Genomic DNA, 17,581 nt, shown 5'->3' with positions numbered 1-17,581 from the left:
GTGTTTTGTGGGTGTTTGCTAGTTTAATGCTGTAGTTACGTCATGTTTATTTCACAGCTATGCGTTTTGATTTCTTCTTGTCCTCTTTTTTAGGGATTCTTAGTTCTAGCACGCCGTTTTTGTAACTTGCATCAATGTTTTGTGTATCTGCCCCATCAGGGAGAGGTATGTATCTGTAAAAGCCAGCGTAACTTCTCTCAAACCAGTAAGTTCCTTTTTTCTTGTTTTCTTCTTTGTTTTCTTCTTTATGCTCTACTTTGATTTCAACACCCTCATCGGTTGCGTTGATTTCAATATCTTCTTTGTTTACTCCAGGAAGTTCTACTGTTGCGATAATTTCCTTGTCTGTTTGGGTAATGTCTGCTAGAGCTTTTCTGTAGTTGCTTTTTTCTACTGCCGTTCCTGGCATGAGCGCGTATGCTCCCAAATCTCCTTGTGGCGTAGCATCAAGAAAAGAACCGAATAGTCTATCCATTTCTTCTTGCATTCTTCTTAGTTCGTCCCATAGTGTGTTTCTTCGTCTCATAGAGATCACCTCATGTAAGTATTGTTCAGCCAAAGTAGTTTTGGTTGAACTTATATCAACAAAAAGGCATATGTAGTATATAAATGTTTCGGTTTCAAAGAGGATAAACGAAGAGCAACTAACCCCACAACCACAAGAAGATGCTAACCACCCGCATTAAAGATCAATAATTTCAGGGCCTCGGTACTTAGCAAGATCATCAGTATCATCATCTCCCAAATACCTTCTTGCAAACCCCTCCCCTCTCACAATATCTTCAGGCGTGAATACAATTGTTGCAGTATCTTCAAGATCCCTTCTAGAATAATTGTACTGATATAAAGGAGTATCTTCAAACTGTGCGTGATTATCCGTCTGTGCAGGGTCTCCTGCCAGCACAAGTTTTGTCCCATCACCCACCCTTGAAACGAGCATCCGATAGTTAAAGGTCCTTACGTTTTGTGCTTCATCAATGATCCAGAAATAATCGTTAAGACTTCTGCCTCTCATAAAGGTAACAGGCATTTTCTCAATTAAACTATTGCCATAAAATAAATATTCCTCCTCATCTTCCACATCCCTAATGCCATACATCTCCATAACTATCCGTGCATTATCAACAAAGGGCCTAAGCCACGGAGCAAATTTCTCTTCAAGACCTCCTGGAAGAAAACCCATTTCTTCTTCTCCCTCACGGGGAAATACTTGAGGTCTTGTAAGACCAATTCTTGAATAGAGGAGGTGATGCCTTTCACAAACAGCCCTTCCCTTTTCTGTTTTCCTCCACCTATCAAATCTCTCAACTTCCCCACCTTCAGGAATTTTCACTCCCGCAATTTTGGGGTCTCCTTGTCGCAGGGCAGCATCAATGGAGAGAAATGTCTTCGCAGAACCTGCGCCTCCAATGAGATGAACTACCCTTATTGCAGGGTCATACAAAGCATCAATTGCCATTTCTTGACGAAGATTTCTTGGTCGCACGCGAATATCAAATTTTGAACCCTCTCTTTTCCTCCACAAGGGAATCACTCTTCCTTGGGATGCATCAAAGCGTCCAACAACGGGAGGACGAGATCTTGCCTGTCGAGGATCCTCATCTTTGCCAATTTTATGAATGACCACATACTCATTAGGATTAAGTTGCTCTACCCACTCTCCAAGATCGTTTTCATCAAGGTAACATCGTTCTTCAAAACGTTTTGCGATACGCTCACTTCTAAACTCAGTTCGCCCAAAATACATAGGGGTTTCTCGCGGACGTTGCAAGGATCTTGATCGAATTCCCATGTTTAGTGCCTGGCAGCGCATATTCCTATCTTGAGTTACTACTTCGACCTCTTCCCCAAGACCCTCTTTGATACGTAACGCTTGATAGAGGATTTTTTGATCGGGAGAAAGATCACTCAAAGAAGCACCTTCAATCGGAAAGCTCACATGGGGAAGATCATTATAAGCAAGCCAACTCGTAAGAGTGACTCCGTCAATAACCGTTTTTCTTCCGCGCATCAATTCTTGGGGGTCATCCCCGAGAAGATCATCAAGATTCCTAATTGCTTCGCGCGCAGCGACTTTCCTATCATCTCTTTGACGGTGCTTCAACGAATCTAATTCACTGAGCACTTCGTTGAGCAAAACCACATTTACTTCGTGATCTGAACTGGAGAGTTTTGAGAGAACATAGGGATCATCAATAAATACACTCGTATCTATAATAAGATGTTTACGACTCATAGTTGTGAGAAAACTCTCCTGTATTCTAAAAAGCGTTTATCAGGTCCATCACTGTACTCTTGTTTGTATTTCCTTGCTCCTTCTAGCACTCTTTGCGCGATGTCATGCGGTGAATAGTCTGCTTTCAAAAGTGCGTGCTCTAAGCTGTCCTGATGATAGTTATAGTCGGGCAATGCAGGAAGTTTTGATGGAACTACTAAGAGTCCTCGCTCTTTGTCTCTTCCCGCAGTGAAGAGCTGTGAGCGAACGTAGGCGATGCACTGACTTTGGAATCTTCTTAGTGCTGATTCAGAAGTAACGCCTCTTGGAATTCTGTATCTTCGCGGAAGTGTGTAAAGAGAGTCTACAAAAAGAATCCCCACGTCGTTAAGATCTAAGCCAAGCTCTAGAAGTCCTGGACCTATTGAAGAAGAGCCCTTAATGATGTCATATAGTTTATGTGAAGATCCAACGAGCGGTGTAGAATGTTTTCTCATACCCATGAACCTTCTGTCTTTGATTAAATCTATATAAATTTGCTCTTGTCACAAGAAAGAGACAGCAACAAAAGAGACATCAACAAAAGTCACTTTTAGAGCTGACCGCGCAGAAGACACCATCGCAAAGAGCTAAAAAAAGTGCGTCAAAAGAAGCACCGCAAAAGAAGCGCTACAAAAGAAGCACTGCAAAAGAAGATTGAAAATTCTCCACCAAAACCCTTGCAGAGCAAACTGATTGCAACACCCTTCAAAATCGTGGGAACAAGTGACAACACCATTTATTTATATGCTCATCCCACAAAATACTCCTATGATCCTCACCTCTCTTCACCTGCAAAATATTAGAAGCTATTCTGATGAGAAAATCCTGTTCCCTACAGGCTCAATACTACTTCATGGAGATATTGGAGCAGGTAAATCAACAATTCTTCAAGCAATTGAATTTGCACTCTTTGGTATCCGAAGAGGACAGGTACTAGGATCTTCTCTGTTAAGAAAAGGCGAAAAACAAGCAAGAGTTGAACTTTGTTTTCGCATCCACGAAAACACACCACAAGAAAAGACGATCGTTATTGAGAGAACGATCAAGAAGACCGCTACAGGAATACTTGCAGGTACAGGCTCTCTTACCATTGATGACGTAACATCTGATGCGACCCCTACAGAGCTTACTGCAAAGATTATTGAAGTATTGCAATACCCACAAGAAACAACAACCAAGAACAACCTTATTTTCCGTTATAGCATCTACACTCCACAAGCGCAAATGCAGCAGATTCTCTTTGAACACCCCGATGTAAGAAAAGACACCATTAGGAAAATATTTGGTATTGATAAATTTCACCGCATTGCACAAAACGCCCAACTCACACTTAAACATCTTAAAACAAAGATTTCAGAGCAGAGTATTCGCTTAGAACAAAAACAAGCTCTTGAAGAAGAACTTCGTAAAACCAATGCCAGAATCCTCTCGCTAAAACACATAGATGACACAGCACTCAAGAGCCTTGAACAGCAAGTGCTTGAGGAGGAGAAGGAGCTTCACAAGATCAAAGAAGAATACACACGCATCCTTCAACTTAAGAATATCGTTGAGAAAGTGCGCTCAAATAGATCGGATATGCTTGCAAGAAAGCGATTGCTCGCTCAAGAAATACATAATCTTCGCGCAACCCTTGACGGCCTCGCAGTAGAGAAAGAAGATATAGAACTTATTCACACACCACCTCCCGAACAAATTGAAAAAGAACTCAGAGAATTACTTAAAAAACAGCAAGAAGAAACACTACGAAAAAAAGACGCACAAAGAGAATACGCCCATCTTAGTAAGGAAGAATCACATCTGCGAGAGCGCATTGAGCGTATGCAAGTTCTTATTGATCAGCGAGCAGAGATGCTTGAACAGTTACGTAAACTTAGGGCGAAATTGAGTGAACGAAACGATGTTGAAAAACGCATTCAAACAAAACGAACTCTCCTGCATGAGCTTCTAGCAAAAAAAGAAGTTCTTGAAAAAGAAATCAAGAAGCACGAAGAACAAAGTGCTAAAGTATCTCAACTCACGCAATGTCCCACTTGTTATCAAGAAGTAAAAGGTGAACACAAGAAAAAAATTGAACAATTAACAAAGGAGCACACCACTAAACTAAAAGAGAAATTACGTGAATTAGAACTTGCCTGCAAAGATGAAGAAAGAAAACTTGCAAAACTCCTTGAACAAGAAAAAGACTTCAACCAAATAGAAAAAGAGGTGAGGAACATTGAAGAATTGTCTCGTAGAAGAAGTGAGCAAATTCAAGAAAAGCATCGACTTGAAGAAGAGCTCTCACTTATAATTCACAAAAAACAGCAAATAGCTCTTGATGAAGAAGAAAACACCAAACTCTCGCAGGCGATAGCGCGCCTTGAAGAACAGCTTGAAGAAAGCAAAGAAATGTTTAAGCGAAAAGAACGCCTTGAACGTATAACTCAGCAAGAAAAAGAGCTTTCTAAACGAGAAAAGACAGCTTGTATTGAACTCTCTCAGATTGATGAGATGCTCAGAAAATTCGATGAACAAGTTGAAGAGTATCAACAAGGAATTGCTAAGCTTACCGATCTCTCACTCAATCTCTCTAAGAAGCAAACAAAAGTAAATGATCTTAAAAAAGCACTTATGCAATTACAACAAGAAAAAGTGAGATATGAAACTGAAAAAGAACTTTTACTGGAACAGAAAAAGAACCTTGAAAATAAGCTTAATGATCTCGACAAAATAGCGCAAACAACACAAGAACTTATGGAAAAAAGGATGTTTCTTGAAAAAAATATTATTCCGCTACAACAACAACTTGAAGAACTTACTTTGGCGAAACTTCAGCAACAGTGCAGCGCACACTTTTCAAGATGGTTTAATAAACTTATTGAGTCTGATGAAATTGAAGCGCATCTTGACGAAGCATTTTCTCCTCGAATAATTTCCCAAGGTCACGAAGTTGATATAGAACACTTATCTGGTGGGGAAAAAACAGCCGTTGCATTTGCTTATAGGCTAGCACTCAATCAACTCATCACATCTCAACTAGGAGATATTCATGCGAAAAATCTACTTATACTTGATGAGCCAACTGAAGGATTTAGCTCTGAGCAGCTTGATAGAATGAGAGATGTCCTTGACGAAGTCGAAGCAAATCAAATTATCATTGTATCTCATGAGCAAAAAATGGAAAGCTTTTGTGAAAACATCATCCATATTGAAAAAACAAACGGTGTAAGTCACGCAAGGTAACTTGTTTAGCCCAAATATTTTTTGATTCTCTTAAGACCCTCTTCAATCTTCTCAACATCAAGCGCGTAAGAAAAACGAACACGCTGAGGTGATCCAAACCACTCGCCAAGATACGTAATGACTTTGTGTTGTTTATACATGTTCCAGACAAAGTCTCGCGGATTTTTTACTTTGGGCAATACGTAAAATGCTCCTTCTGGCTTCCATAACTCAAGCCCAAGTTCACTTAGACCCTCTTAGATAAGATCTCTTCTTGCTTTCCAAATTTTAAGCTGTTCTTTAATTACTGCGCGATCAACCTTTGTTGCTTCGAAAGCCATTTCTTGCCCCAAGATGTTCGTATTCATGGAAGTGTGAGACTTCATAGCAATAACTTGTTTAATGAACTCTCGATCAGAACTCCACAAGTAACCAACACGAAAACCACACATTGCCCATGTTTTAGAAAAGGAGTTAATAGTCACAACATGAGGTCCTGAGAGAAGATAATTTTCTCTTGTGTATATGAGATCTTTGTAGACTTCGTCAGAAATAATGGTGATGTTAAGATCTTTACAAAGGCGCTCTATTTTTTTGAGTGTTTCTATGCTCTCAACACGCCCAGTAGGGTTAGAAGGCGAATTGATAATAACAGCTCCGCAACCCCGAATCTTTTCTTCAAAATCATCAAAGTCAATAAGGCCCTCTTTGAGTTGAGTGTATACAGGCTCCATTCCTGCAAATTTCACCATGTGTGGATACGAGTAGTAATATGGTCGAGGTAAAAGTACTTTAGTGCACCCTTTTCTTCTGAGTGTTCGAAGTGTAAGGTCAAGCGCTTCTGAAGCACCATTGGTAATAACAAAATCATCAGGTGTTGCATTTGCGTACTGCTTAGCAAGTGCTTTGCGAAGGTTGAGTTGTCCTTGCACAAGCCCGTACTTGAATGAGCGATACGTGGGAAGTATATCATAAACAGCTCTTGGAGGGGGTAAATCAGGTTGGCCAGAACCAAAAGAAATGTATCCGTTTCCCTGAATGCCAATAAAACTTGCAGGGCTTAAATCCTCTTTTTTCATTCTGGGTGTTGCGTGAAGAAGAGTTATTTAAAGATTAACTTTTTAAAGACTACAAAGGGAATTGCAAGAGGAGCTTGCATGAACTGCATTCTCCAGCACCACTCCATAATTGAGGCTGTAGTGTAGCTTGGTTATCACCTGCGGCTGGGGGCCGTAGAACGGGGGTTCGAATCCTCCCAGCCTCATCAAACAAGTAAAACGGTGAAAAAACTATGAAAAGACAAAGAAACCTTTTTAAACTCCTTCTCGCACCCAAGTGCAAATGAAAAAGGGGTTATTTTTGATACTATTTGCTTTACTCGTGGTAACTGTGCAAGCTGCAGACTTTTCTGTTACCGCAACCCCTGTTAAGAATTACGTTCTCACAACGGATATTGCAAAGTACAATATTACCATTACCAACCTTAAACCATCTGCAGATCACTTTTCTCTTGAGCCCTTGCAAGATCTTCGTTTTGTAGCTCAGAGCGTTCCCACATATATTATTCCTTCAGGTATTGATATTTCAGGACATAACTCTTCTTCATTTATTCTTTTACTTAACCCTTCTGATACTCTTGCTGATGGAACGTACACGTTGGCTCTTGCAGTACACTCTGAAAAAGAAGATGCGACCATTAAAACCGCGCTTCAAATACACCTTGGCGAGCACGAATCAATGTATGAACCTGATGTCATTGTTGAGCCCAACATTCCTGAAAAAATTGATCCCAGGCAAATTTCAGCACTTAAAATCGCTCTTAAGAATCAGAACATCATCTCCTACGATAATCTTTCCATTGAGATTATTGGCGATGTTATTCACACTTCAACAATTACCACGCTTAATGCACGCGAATCTAAAACGATCAACATACCCATAGATCTTCCAAAGGATTCCAAACCACGAACAGAAACTGTACGCATAAAAGTTTCTGGAAAAAACACGGTGTTTCTTGATAAGGAATTCACTCTTAACATTCTCGCATATTCAGAACCATTTGAGAAAAATGAGAGCATACAAAAAAAGTTTCTCAAAACAATAAGAGAGATTAACCTTACCAATCCCGCTAATGCAAAAGAAACAAAAGAATTCAGACTTGAAACCACTGCAAGAGAACGCCTCTTTACAAGCACAACACCCCCTGCAAAAGTTGTACGCGAAGAGGATAAGCAGTACTATGTATGGGCAGTAACTCTTGATCCTAAAGAAACAATAACCATCACCATAACGAAAAGTTATAGACTCTTCACATTTCTTGTTATCACACTCATCATAGGTTTAATCTACTATTATCTTACAAGAAGCCCTTTAGTTATAAGAAAAGAAGTAGTCAAAGTACATTACGATAAGGACGCAGTGGTGAGTGGAGTTGTACGCATGTACCTTAGAAACAGAACAGGTAAAGCAGTGCACAACGTCAAGATCATTGAACGACTCCCTAGCATGTTTTTAGTTGATAAACACGCATTCAAAAACACTCTTGAGCCAACCAAGATTTTTAGCACACATAATGGCCCAGTAATGGAGTACCATCTTAAAACAGTTGATCCTCATGAGGACAGAATTATCACGTATGGGTTCAAGACCAAACTTAACGTTGTAGGTGAGCACACCATCCCTGCAACAAAAATGACCTTCAAGGACCATCAAGGGTATAAGTTCGTTGTCTCTAGTAATGCACTCATCGTAGGCAAGAAAGAGAGTAGCAAAAACTAATGTGTTGCTACTAACCCCAACCTTTAAAAAGGACCTTTTTTCTTTCCCCTCATTATCCGCGCGTGGCTTAACCTGGTGGAGCGCCTGGCTGTAGATACTCGGTGCAAGACAAGGGGTTTTCCCCTATTGAATGACGTGCACTCAGCAGGACCCGGGAGGTCGCTGGTTCAAATCCGGCCGCGCGGACCATTTTCTCCACGACCCCCTGATTAATAGAGCAGAGGAAAGAGAATTGGTGCAGTTGGTACTCCAATCAAGCACTATTAGAGCACAACTTCCACCAGCACACCGCTACGGAAGGTCGAAGGTAAAACGCCGTGGCCGGGATTCTCGACATGCCAAGAAAAGACCAGAAGAGCGTGGACGTACCCTTAAAAACGCTACATTTATAAAGGGGAAAAATTCCGAACAACCATGGTGTTAACGGTGTACAAGCGCTTCTTTAGACAAACAAAGGCTTAATAGCAGTGTTTTAGTCTTTAGCAGCAGCTATGTCCCGCTAAACCACAAACAGAGCCGTGGTGGTGTAGTCTGGCCTATCATGAAAGCCTGTCGAGCTTTCGACCCGGGTTCGAATCCCGGCCACGGCGTTTAAAGGCCGGTAGCTCAGCCTGGTAGAGCACCTGACTTTTAACGCTTCCAAAGCGGTGAAGGAATCAGGGGGTCGCGGGTTCAAACCCCGTCCGGCCTATCACAATAACACAAGGTGACTCCATGACAAAAGCAAACAAACACAGACTTGTTCCTGAACACATCAAACTCACTGAAGAAGAGAAAAAAAAGGTTCTCGAAGAATACAACATACAAGTAAACCAACTACCAATTATCTTCGCTAGTGATCCAGCAATTAAAGATCTTGGCGCTGCACCAGGAGATGTTATTAAGATCATAAGAAAGAGTAAAACAGCAGGAGAATCCGTATTCTACAGAGGGGTTGCAAATGGATAGAGCAAAGACAATTATCAAAAAATACTATGAAGAGCAAGGATTCATTGACTCAGAAATTGAATCATTCAATAACTTTGTTGAGCACCAACTTCAAGAGATTATTGATCAAAACAAGGTTGTTGAACCGACAATTATTCCTCCCAACGTTGAAAAATTTGAAATTCGCTTTGATAAGATTTGGGTAACTCAACCCGAGATTACTGAAGCTGATGGTTCTACTCGTCCAATTTACCCAATTGAGGCAAGACTAAGAAAAATTTCTTATGCTGCTCCTATTTACATGGAAGTCTCTGCACATATTAACGGAGTACAAAGAGAAACCCTTACAACGCAGATCGGAACGCTTCCCATCATGCTTAGATCAAAGCATTGCCACCTCTCCAAACTTAAAAAAGAAGAACTGATCGCAAAAGGTGAAGATCCTACTGATCCAGGAGGTTACTTCATTATTAATGGGACGGAAAAAGTTTTGATTACCGTTGAAGATCTTGCTGCGAACAGACTTCTCATAGAGAAAAATAAAGTTGGACCTTCTTTGTATACTGGACGTTTATTCTCAGAAGGTGGGGCGTACAAAATCCCTCATACGTTTGAGAAGATGAAAGACGGTATTTACTACCTCACGTTCACACGGGTTAAGAAAGTTCCCGTTATTGTTTTGATGAAAGCGCTTGGACTTGTTAAAGATGAAGAGATCATGCGCCATATTTCTAAGGATAAGCACTTTGACTCCGTCATTGTTAACTTATTTGAGTTTGTTGATATCAAGTCACGTGAAGACGCTCTTGATTACCTGGCTAAGAAAACAGGAATTACTCAGGCAAGAGAGCAAAGAATTGAACGCATGGAAGAGATTCTTGACAAGTACTTGCTTCCGCACATTGGTATGACTGCGGAATCTCGTGAAGCAAAGGCTAAGAACCTTGCTAAACTCCTTAAGAAATTCGTGCTCACCTGTAATGGTGAGATAGAGCTTGATGATAAGGACCATTATGCAAATAAGCGTCTTAAAATGTCAGGAGATCTTCTTGCAGATCTATTTGCAGTAAATTTCAAGGTATTGATTAATGATATGCTCTACAACTTTCAGCGTATCGTTAAAAGAGGTAAATTTCCTAGCTTGAAAGTGTTGATTAGAGAGAAACTTCTTACTCAGCGCTTGTACTCGTCTCTTGCTACGGGTGCTTGGAGCGGTGGACGTAAAGGGATTTCTCAGAGAATTCAGCGTCTTAATTTCAATGAGACTATGTCTCACTTGCAAAGAGTTGTTTCACCTCTTTCTGCTAGCCAGGAGAATTTTGCTGCACGTGAACTTCACCCCACACATTGGGGGCGGATTTGTGCTATGGAGTCTCCTGAGGGTACCAACATTGGTCTTAGAAAGAACCTTGCACTGCTCTCAAGAGTTAGTGCAGATACAGCTGAAGAAGAAGTTGCTAAAACTCTTAAATCACTAGGAGTGAGGGTGGATTAATATGACAGAGATTTTTCTTAATAACAAATTTTTTGGGGAAGTTGATGATGCGAAGAAGTTCATCGAGGATTTTGTTTCTGCGCGTAGACAGGGCAATATTGATGTGAGTGTTAACTATTCTTATGATGAAGACACTGACACCATCTTTATTGAAAGTTCACGTGGAAGATTGTTGCGCCCCGTTCTTGTTGTGCGCGATGGAAAGCCATTAATTACTCAGCGACAAGTTGAGCAATTAAGTAAAGGAGAGTTACAATTTACAGATCTTGTTAAACAAGGATTAGTTGAGTACATTGATGCTGCGGAGGAAGAAAATTGTCTTATTGCATATGATGAGAAGGATCTTACTCCTGAGCACACCCATTTGGAAATCTCTCCTATGACCATCTTAGGGGTTACAGCTGCTCTTGTTCCTTTTGCAAATTTCTCTCATGCTGTGCGTATTGCTCAAGGTGCGAAAAATCAGAAGCAGGCAATTGGGTTTTACGCTGCGAACTATCAGGTTCGTATGGATATGGATGTAAATCTTCTCCACCACCCGCAAGTTCCTCTTGTAAAGTCAATAATTCACGATGTATCTCATTATGATGAACACCCTGCGGGTCAAAACATCATTGTTGCAGTTATGTCTTTTAAAGGATATAACATGGATGATGCGGTGATTGTCAATAGAGGCAGTGTTGATAGAGGTCTTGGAAGAAATTCCTATTTTAGACCTGCAGTTGCTGAGGAACTACGCTATGCTGGCGGTTTGCAAGACCAGATTTCCATTCCTGATAAAGATGTTCGAGGCTACCGCTCAGAACATGATTATCGTTTCCTTGAAGATGACGGAATCATTCATCCTGAAGCTAAAGTTGCAGAAGGAGATGTGATTATTGGTAAGACCTCACCTCCTCGTTTCCTTTCAGGTATGGATGAGTATTCTCTTACTTCCAACGTTCGACGCGAGTCAAGCGTTTCTCTTAGACATGGTGAGGAAGGTATTGTTGATCTTGTTCTTCTTAGTGAGAACGGAGAGGGAAACAGATTAGTTCAAGTTCGCTTGCGCGAGTATCGTATTCCTGAAATCGGGGATAAGTTTACGTCTCGCCATGGTCAGAAAGGAGTTATTGGACTTCTTGTTAATCCTTCAGATATGCCATTTAGTGCTTCTGGAATTATTCCTGACCTTATTTTTTCCCCGCACGGTATTCCTTCTCGTATGACCATTAGTCATTTGATTGAATGTTTGGGTGGCAAGGTTGCTGCTCTTCGTGGATCTGCGATTGATGCGTCCATCTTTTCAAGTGAGCCTGAAGCAAGTTTGAGAGAACAACTTGCAAGTTTCGGATTTAGAGAAGATGGAACTGAAATATTCTATGATGGTGAAACGGGAAGGATGATGGAAGCACGCATTTTTGTTGGCTCCATGTATTATCTTAGACTTAAGCACATGGTTGCAAATAAACTCCATTCTCGTGGACGTGGACCTATCCAACTTTTGACTCGTCAGCCTACAGAGGGCCGTGCAAAAGAAGGAGGTCTTCGATTAGGAGAGATGGAGAAGGATACCTTTGTTGCGCATGGAGCGTCTTTGCTTCTCAAGGAGCGCTTTGATGCGGATAAGGTTATGATCCCGGTCTGTCTTAAATCAGGCTTGGGCGGATACTATCATGCAAGAACAAGGAAGCTTATGTCTCCCATTTATGGGGAAGACTCTGAGCTTGAATACGTTGAGATGAGCTACGCTTTCAAGCTATTGCTCGATGAAATTAAATCACTAGGCATTTACCCACGTCTCGTGTTAGAGGATAAGTACTAAAATGGAACCACAACATGCATACAAAAAAGTAAAGGCGATTAAGTTTGGAGTATTTTCTCCAAAAATAATCAAGAAAATGGCTGCTGCAAAGATTGTAACTCCTGAACTTTATGATCGTGAAGGCTACCCTGTTGATGGGGGTCTTATGGACACTCGTTTGGGGGTTATTGATCCAGGGCTTACGTGTAAGACTGATGGTCTTAAACTTAAGGAATCTCTTGGCCATTTCGGTTATATTGAACTCGCACGTCCCGTGGTTCACATCAATTATGTAAATCTTATCCTCTCTATTCTTCGCTCAACGTGTCATAGTTGTAACAAGGTACTTATTCCAAACAATAAGCGAGAAGCAATCATACAAGATCTTGAACAGGTTGAAGAAGAACAAGGTCTTGAGGCGAGAAGAAAACGCATTCGAGAAGTTATTAAAGAGATGAAAACGGTGAATAAGTGTCCTCATTGTAAGGCACGCCAACCGAAAGTCACCCTTGAAAAACCATATACGTTCCTTGAAAACGAGAAGCGAATATCACCTATTGAGGTGCGAACGTTTCTTGAGAAGATTTCTGATGAAGATATTGAACTCTTCGGTCTTGACTCAGAGGTAGTTCGTCCGGAATGGTTTATCCTAACAGTGCTTCCGATTCCTCCGGTAACTATGAGACCGTCCATTACGCTTGAAACAGGTGAGCGTTCAGAGGATGATTTAACGCATAAGTTAGGAGATATTGTTCGAATCAATCAGCGTCTTTTTGAGAATATTAACGCTGGTGCTCCTGAGATTATTATTGAAGATTTATGGGATCTCTTACAGTACCACGTAACAACGTACTTTGATAATTCCGTTGCACAATTACCTCCTGCTCGTCACAGATCTGGCCAGCCGCTCAAAACAATTTCTGAGCGTATTAAGTCTAAGGAGGGACGTATTAGGAGCAACCTTGCAGGTAAACGTACGAACTTCTCTGCGCGTACAGTAATCTCACCTGATCCTATGATTGGTATTAACGAAGTTGGTGTTCCACGCAGCGTTGCTATGAAACTTACCATTCCTGAACGTATGACACAGTGGAATGCAGAGTATTTGACAAACTTCATCAAGAATGGTCCTAAAAAATATCCTGGTGCGAATTACGTGGTTCGCCCGGATGGTAGGAAGAAGCGTATCACTGATGATATGGTTGAGCAGATTCTTGAAGAGATTGAACCTGGTTATGTTGTTGAGAGGCATTTAATGGATGGAGATATTGCTATCTTTAACAGGCAACCATCTCTTCACAAGATGAGTATGATGTGCCATAGCGTGCGCGTACTTCCTGGGAGGACGTTTAGAATTAATCCTGCTGTTTGTGCACCTTACAACGCAGACTTTGATGGAGATGAGATGAACCTTCATGTTCCTCAGACAGAAGAGGCAAGAGCAGAAGCTGAAGTCTTGATGAAGGTTCAAGAACAGTTAATCTCTCCTGCTTATGGTCTTAGTGTCATTGGTGGAGTGCAGGATTGTCTTTCAGGTATTTACACGCTTACTTCAAAAGAAAGTATTCCTCGTGAGGTAGCTGTTGATTTACTGTTTAGCGCAGGAGTTCATGATGCTTCTTCACTAGTGAAAAAAGATGTCGTTTCAGGTCGTGAAGTATTCTCCGTACTTCTTCCTCCAGGTTTTGACTTTACTGGAAAGGATATGGGCGGAAATAAAGTTGTTATTGAAAATGGCGTGCTTAAATCAGGCACAATGGATGGTGCTAATTTAGGGCAAGGTGCTGGTTTCATGCTTCGATCAATTCACAAGAAGTATGGCGCTCAAGCAGCTGCGGACTTCATCCATAAGGTAACAAAACTCGGTATTGCGACATTAAAAGAATTTGGTTTTAGTACAGGTCTTGCAGATTCAGATCTTCCTGAAGAAGCGAAGAAAGGAATTGCAGAGACTATTGATGAAGCGTACGCACAGGTGCAGAAGCTTATTGATGAGTACTATGCAGGAACACTAGAAACCTTCCCTGGGAAAACAATGGCAGAAACTCTTGAGCTTAAAACTCTTGAAATCTTAAACGCAGCGCGTAACAAGACAGGGGAGTTTGTTGCTAAGAACCAAAACGAACATGCAGGAACTATTGTTATGGCTCGCTCTGGCGCTAAGGGCAAATCTATTAACCTTGCTCAGATGGCTGCATGTGTAGGGCAACAAGCTTTACGTGGCGGTCGCATCTCTAAAGGGTATAAGCAAAGAACACTTTCTTGCTTTAAGAGAGGAGATCTTGGCCCTGCAGCTCATGGTTTTATCCGACCAGGTTTCAAAGATGGACTCTCACCCGCAGAGTTCTTCTTCATGGGTATGACTGGAAGGGATTCTCTGATGGATACCGCTCTTCGTACGCCTAAGTCTGGTTATCTGTACAGAAGACTTGCTAATGCGATGCAGGATCTTAAAATTGAGTATGATGGTTCTGTTCGTGATGCGGCTAAGCGCATTGTACAGTTTAAGTATGGTGAGGATGGTATTGACGTTTCAAAGTCAGAAGGTGGAAGTATCAATGTAAGTAAAATTATTGAGGAGGTCATGGGATGATGGATCTCAAAAAAGAATATGGGGCGGTACTTCCAAAAAAACTTCTAGAAGAAGTTGAGGCTAAATTACCGTCTAACGCATCAGATAAACAAATTAAAGAAATTTTAGATCGTGTTGTCAGTGAGTATCAGTCTATGCAGGTTGAACCTGGTGAAGCTGTAGGTATCGTGTCTGCTGAGAGTATTGGTGAACAGGGTACACAGATGACGCTTAACACGTTCCACTTCGCAGGAGTTGCGGAGATGAACGTTACGGTTGGTTTACCTAGAATTATTGAAATTTTAGACGGTCGTAAAACTCCTTCAACACCTATGATGGAGATTTATTTAAAAGAACCCTATAGTAAAGGAAAAGACATCAAAAGGGTCGCTCTTGCAGTAAAGGAATCAAAGATGCAAGATGCGGTTTCCAGTATTGAGATCAACATTGCAGAACTTACTGTTTCTGCTGTTCTTGATGATGCTAAACTTGACGCTATTGGTGCTTCAAAAGAAGGAATTCTCAAAGTGGTTGAGAAGAGTTTTAAAGATTTTCAAGTAAGTGCGAAGGGAAATCAAATTGATGTTAAAGCACCTAAAGATTTCTCTTTAAATCAACTTTATGTACTTAAAGAAAAACTCAAAGAATTGCACGTAGGCGGAGTTAAAGGAATTAGTCAAGTTCTTCCTGTGAAGAAAGATGATGAGTATGTTATTGTAACTGCTGGATCTAACCTTAAACAAGTATTAGGTCTTGACTTTGTTGATGAGACAAGAACTACGAGTAATGATATCTTTGAGATTTATTCTCTTCTTGGAGTGGAAGCTGCTCGTAACGCAATTATTGATGAGGTTTTCAAAGTTATTGAAAATCAAGGTCTTAAGATCAATGAGCGCCACATCATGCTCGTTGCAGATATGATGTGTGCTTCAGGAATGGTTAAGGGAATTACTCGTTATGGAGTTGTTTCTGAGAAGAGTTCGATTCTTGCAAGAGCATCATTTGAAACACCGATTAGGCAGTTCACTAATGCTGCTTTGGCAGGTGAGTTGGATGAGCTTAATTCAGTTATTGAGAACGTAATGCTCAATCAACCTATTCCCGTTGGTACGGGTTTACCTGGGTTGAGAGCAAAGGGAGATGAAAAATGAGTGAAACAGAAATTAAAAAACTCGTAGCCGAAGGAAAAGCTATTATCGGTACTGATGAGACGCTCAAGGGATTGAGAAAGGGTGCAATCGCCAAGGTGTATGTAAGTGCAAATACTCCTGAAATGGTTAAGGAGGATATTGAGCGCTATGCCAAACTTAGTGGTGCGCAGGTTGTGCATCTTGAGTTGAGTAATGATCAGCTTGGTGATGTGTGTAAGAAGAATTTTCCCATCTCAATCCTAAGTGTTAAAAAATGAGGTTGGATGAAGAAACACTGCAGACCATAGCGCTTTTTGAGAAACTTGTTAAGTGCAGGGCTAAGGATGCTTTTTTTGATCCGATTCAGGATCGTATGGTTTTTGTAGTGTTTCCTGGTGAAATTTACAAAGCAATTGGCAAGGATGGTGCTGGAGCTAAGAAGCTAGAAAACACGTTTAAAAAGAAGATCAAAATTGTGGAATGGTCTGATAAGAAAGAGCGTTTTATTCGTAACATGTGTTATCCTCATAATGTTTCTAAGGTTGAACAGCTTGAAGAGGATGTTTTTGTTGTTCATGGGGAGACTGAACAGGATAGAGGTTTGCTCATTGGTCGCAAGGCGCAGAATCTACGCAATTTAGAGAAGAATCTGCGTAGGTATTTTCCTGTGAAGGAAGTTAAGGTAGTATGAATCGTTTTGAATCAACGCTTCTTAAGAAAAAAATCGTTGGACCAAGAACGGTTTTGTTACAATTTGAAGATGTTTTTGGCTCGTGGGTTCCTGGACAGTTTGTTATGCTTGAGGTTTTGCTTCCTCATGAAGAACAAGTGACTCGTAGGGCGTATTCTATTGCTAATGCTTGTGGATCGGGCGTTCTTGAATTGCTCATTGAGCAAAAAGATGATCTTGCTAAGATGGGAACGTTTGTGCTTAATGTTCCTGAGGGTTCGAAAATTCTTCTTGAGGGGCCTTATGGTAATTTCAAGTTGCGTGAGGGTGATGAGCGTGTTGTTCTTATTGCTTCAGGTACCGGTCTTGCTCCTCTTCGTGCAATGCTTCAAGAATGTGTTCGTACTAACAGGGAAGCGGTATTGCTTTTCTCGTCGAAAACTAATGAGCAGGCGTATCTTAAAGAGGAGCTCTTAGAGTATGCTAAGGAGCATGAGTTTATTCAGGTGGAGTTATTCGTGACTCGAGAAGATACTAAGTATAATAAGGGTCGTATTACTAAGGATGCTCTTCTTGAAAAGTTGAGGAGTGTTGAGAATTCTCGTTTTTATTTGTGTGGCGCGCCTGAATTTGTAAAGGCAATGCAAGACGCGTTGCGTGAGTTGGGTGCTCCTCTTGATAAATTGCACAGGGAACAATGGTAGTTGGTGTTATTGGGAAATATAGGAAGACTCTTCGTACGTGTTTGCTAGCAGGTATGGGGAG

At 41.0% G+C, this 17,581-nt stretch carries 15 protein-coding genes and 4 tRNA genes; 14 read left to right on the top strand and 5 right to left on the bottom strand.

The window, feature by feature from the left end:
- Window positions 1-46: 46 nt before the first annotated feature.
- The 3 genes from D6774_02225 to D6774_02215 form a co-directional block, all read right to left on the bottom strand.
- A complete protein-coding gene (locus D6774_02225; GenBank protein ID RME78127.1) occupies window positions 47-526 on the bottom strand; it encodes an Hsp20/alpha crystallin family protein in 480 nt (159 codons plus the stop codon).
- A gap of 156 nt (window positions 527-682) precedes the next feature.
- Window positions 683-2,236, bottom strand: a complete 1,554-nt coding sequence (locus D6774_02220) for a hypothetical protein (GenBank protein ID RME78126.1) — start codon at window positions 2,234-2,236, stop codon at window positions 683-685.
- A complete protein-coding gene (locus D6774_02215; GenBank protein RME78125.1) occupies window positions 2,233-2,718 on the bottom strand; it encodes a hypothetical protein in 486 nt (161 codons plus the stop codon). Before D6774_02215 ends, D6774_02220 begins: the two co-directional genes overlap by 4 nt.
- A 283-nt stretch (window positions 2,719-3,001) precedes the next feature.
- Between D6774_02215 and D6774_02210 the strand changes: the two genes are divergently transcribed.
- The gene (locus tag D6774_02210; protein ID RME78124.1) at window positions 3,002-5,482 is read left to right on the top strand and encodes an SMC family ATPase; all 2,481 of its coding nucleotides are present in this window, start codon (window positions 3,002-3,004) and stop codon (window positions 5,480-5,482) included.
- Window positions 5,483-5,487: 5 nt separating this feature from the next.
- On the opposite strand, the gene D6774_02205 is transcribed toward D6774_02210, so the two are convergent.
- Entirely contained in the window at window positions 5,488-5,661 is a 174-nt protein-coding gene (locus tag D6774_02205) for a hypothetical protein (protein RME78123.1), read from the bottom strand.
- Between the two features lie 57 nt (window positions 5,662-5,718).
- Window positions 5,719-6,540, bottom strand: coding sequence for a pyridoxal phosphate-dependent aminotransferase (locus D6774_02200; GenBank protein RME78122.1), 822 nt, complete (start codon window positions 6,538-6,540; stop codon window positions 5,719-5,721).
- A 111-nt stretch (window positions 6,541-6,651) separates the two neighbouring features.
- Between D6774_02200 and D6774_02195 the strand changes: the two genes are divergently transcribed.
- The 13 genes from D6774_02195 (at window position 6,652) to D6774_02135 (ending at window position 17,520) form a co-directional block, all read left to right on the top strand.
- Window positions 6,652-6,725 (top strand) — tRNA-Pro (locus tag D6774_02195).
- 77 nt (window positions 6,726-6,802) lie between these two features.
- On the top strand, window positions 6,803-8,239 hold the full coding sequence (locus D6774_02190) for a hypothetical protein (protein ID RME78121.1): 1,437 nt from the start codon (window positions 6,803-6,805) through the stop codon (window positions 8,237-8,239).
- A 56-nt stretch (window positions 8,240-8,295) separates the two neighbouring features.
- A tRNA-Tyr gene (locus D6774_02185) sits at window positions 8,296-8,428 on the top strand.
- Between the two features lie 326 nt (window positions 8,429-8,754).
- Window positions 8,755-8,829 (top strand) — tRNA-Asp (locus tag D6774_02180).
- Between the two features lie 5 nt (window positions 8,830-8,834).
- A tRNA-Lys gene (locus D6774_02175) sits at window positions 8,835-8,930 on the top strand.
- Window positions 8,931-8,953: 23 nt separating this feature from the next.
- Window positions 8,954-9,187, top strand: a complete 234-nt coding sequence (locus D6774_02170; GenBank protein ID RME78120.1) for a DNA-directed RNA polymerase subunit H — start codon at window positions 8,954-8,956, stop codon at window positions 9,185-9,187.
- The gene (locus tag D6774_02165) at window positions 9,180-10,661 is read left to right on the top strand and encodes a DNA-directed RNA polymerase subunit B'' (protein RME78119.1); all 1,482 of its coding nucleotides are present in this window, start codon (window positions 9,180-9,182) and stop codon (window positions 10,659-10,661) included. The genes D6774_02170 and D6774_02165 overlap by 8 nt, the downstream gene beginning before the upstream one ends.
- The gene (gene rpoB, locus D6774_02160) at window positions 10,657-12,465 is read left to right on the top strand and encodes a DNA-directed RNA polymerase subunit B (protein RME78118.1); all 1,809 of its coding nucleotides are present in this window, start codon (window positions 10,657-10,659) and stop codon (window positions 12,463-12,465) included. Before D6774_02165 ends, rpoB begins: the two co-directional genes overlap by 5 nt.
- A gap of 1 nt (window position 12,466) precedes the next feature.
- Window positions 12,467-15,037, top strand: coding sequence for a DNA-directed RNA polymerase subunit A' (locus D6774_02155; protein RME78117.1), 2,571 nt, complete (start codon window positions 12,467-12,469; stop codon window positions 15,035-15,037).
- On the top strand, window positions 15,034-16,167 hold the full coding sequence (locus D6774_02150; protein RME78116.1) for a DNA-directed RNA polymerase subunit A'': 1,134 nt from the start codon (window positions 15,034-15,036) through the stop codon (window positions 16,165-16,167). Before D6774_02155 ends, D6774_02150 begins: the two co-directional genes overlap by 4 nt.
- Window positions 16,164-16,424: a 50S ribosomal protein L30 gene (locus tag D6774_02145; protein RME78115.1), complete on the top strand. Its 261-nt coding sequence runs from the start codon at window positions 16,164-16,166 to the stop codon at window positions 16,422-16,424. The genes D6774_02150 and D6774_02145 overlap by 4 nt, the downstream gene beginning before the upstream one ends.
- Window positions 16,421-16,837, top strand: a complete 417-nt coding sequence (locus tag D6774_02140) for a NusA-like transcription termination signal-binding factor (GenBank protein ID RME78114.1) — start codon at window positions 16,421-16,423, stop codon at window positions 16,835-16,837. Before D6774_02145 ends, D6774_02140 begins: the two co-directional genes overlap by 4 nt.
- Window positions 16,834-17,520, top strand: a complete 687-nt coding sequence (locus D6774_02135) for an FAD-dependent oxidoreductase (GenBank protein RME78113.1) — start codon at window positions 16,834-16,836, stop codon at window positions 17,518-17,520. Before D6774_02140 ends, D6774_02135 begins: the two co-directional genes overlap by 4 nt.
- Window positions 17,521-17,581 lie beyond the last annotated feature (61 nt).

The sequence above is a fragment of the Candidatus Woesearchaeota archaeon genome (assembly GCA_003695435.1).
Taxonomy (GTDB): Archaea; Nanobdellota; Nanobdellia; order Woesearchaeales; family UBA11576; genus J101.
This window is presented reverse-complemented; position numbering and strand designations above follow the sequence as displayed.